Here is a 1,604-nt window from a genome sequence, read left to right as displayed (position 1 = left end):
CCGGCTAGGACTTGTCCGGTCGATCACGTGACTACTCCGTGCCGGGGCCGTTGATGTGGACATGGGGCGGGGTGATCTGAGTGATGCCGAGTGGGAACGGCTGCGGCCTTTCCTGCCGGTCAGTAACAGGCGTTGTGGCCGGTGGCGGGACCACCGGCAGGTGATCGACGGGATTCTGCACCGGGTTCGGACCGGCGTGCAGTGGCGTGACCTGCCCGAACGGTTCGGGCCGTGGAAGACCGTCTACGAACGGCACCGGCTGTGGTCGGCCGACGGAACGTGGGAGCGTCTGCTCCAGCAGGTCCAGGCCGCGGCGGATGCGGCGGGTGAGATCGACTGGGACGTCTCGGTCGACTCCACCATCGTGCGGGCACATCAGCACGCGGCGGGTGCCCGCACCGACCCGCCACCGCCCCCGCCTCAAAGGGGGCCGCAACGGCAGAACATCAGGACGAAACGCCGTGGCAGAGCCTGCACGCCCGCCTGGTGGAAGTGGTGCGGGAGGTGAGGGCCTGGGCCGCTCGCGCGGCGGTTTCACCACCAAGCTCCACCTGAGCGCGGATGGCCGCTGCCGCCCGCTGTCCCTGGTCCTCACACCAGGTCAGCGGGCGGACTGCACGCAGTTCAAGCCTGTCCTGGAGAAGATCCGCGTCCCGAAGCCCGGACCGGGCAGGCCGCGCAAGAAGCCGGACAGTGTCGCCGCCGACAAGGCCTACAGCAACGGGCCCTGCCGCGACTATCTGCGGCAACGCGGCATCCCGCACACGATCCCGGAGAAAACCGACAGCCGGGCCGCCCGCCTACGCAAAGGCTCACGCGGCGGACGGCCACCGGGCTTCGACGAAGAGCGGTACAAGAAACGCAACACCGTCGAGCGTGCCATCAACCGGCTGAAGCAGCACCGGGCCGTGGCCACCCGCTACGACAAGCGCCGATACGTCTACCTCGGCACCGCCACCGCCGCAGCCCTCACCATCTGGCTCCGAACATGATCGACCAGACAAGTCTAGGCGTCAGGCATCGGGCGCATCTGCATTCCATGCCGCTTACCGATTTCGGTGAGGCGATCAATGTCCGGCGGCGTGTCCGAGTACGGCGGCAGCTCCCGTCGCTGGGCTGTTTCACCCACCTCGGCGAAGAATTTGTCGACACCCCCTGGCGTGTAGGTAACCAGGAGCCGCGCCGTGCTGGTGGGCTCGAACCGCTCAACAGTGCCCTCAGGGATATGGAAAAAGGACCCCGGGCCACCTTCGAACGTCTCGTCTCCGATGTGGTAGCGCAGCGTCCCCTCGATGACGTAGACGCTCTCCGTTCCGGAGTGGGTGTGGGGCGGCGGGCCACCTCCCACCGGAACGGTCATCTCCATGACCGTCATTGCACCGTTGGTCTCGTCACTCGACGCCTTGACCTCGAAGAGACCGTTCAGTACCCAGAACGCCGGTCCGTCGCCGCTTTGGCGCACGTGAACGTTGCTCGCCATGGAGCCGCTCCTTTTTCTCGGTGGACCCCTCATGGGTGCCCACCGACGGAACTGCCGAAGGCCGCCATCCGGGTACGAGCGCCGGGTGTCGCGGGTCCGGCATGATCGGCCGGACACGCGCTAG

At 67.3% G+C, this 1,604-nt stretch carries 2 protein-coding genes; one reads left to right on the top strand and one right to left on the bottom strand.

Translation table 11 applies throughout. The annotated features are described in order from the left end of the window. Positions 1–61: 61 nt before the first annotated feature. Positions 62–992, top strand: a protein-coding gene (locus ACWD01_RS37420) for an IS5 family transposase (protein WP_451168448.1) whose coding sequence is annotated in 2 segments (ribosomal slippage) — positions 62–439 and positions 441–992 — 930 coding nt in all. Because the reading frame shifts where the segments join, the coding sequence is not laid out codon by codon here. Positions 993–1,006: 14 nt separating this feature from the next. Here ACWD01_RS37420 and ACWD01_RS37415 read toward each other — a convergent pair. Further along, positions 1,007–1,480 (bottom strand): cupin domain-containing protein, encoded by a 474-nt coding sequence (locus ACWD01_RS37415; protein ID WP_451168446.1) that lies wholly within the window; start codon positions 1,478–1,480, stop codon positions 1,007–1,009. Between the last annotated feature and the right edge of the window lie 124 nt (positions 1,481–1,604).

The sequence above is a fragment of the Streptomyces sp. NPDC002835 genome, from assembly GCF_053591995.1.
The sequence above is the reverse complement of the archived record's forward strand: the minus strand, read 5'-3'. Positions and strand labels throughout refer to the sequence as shown.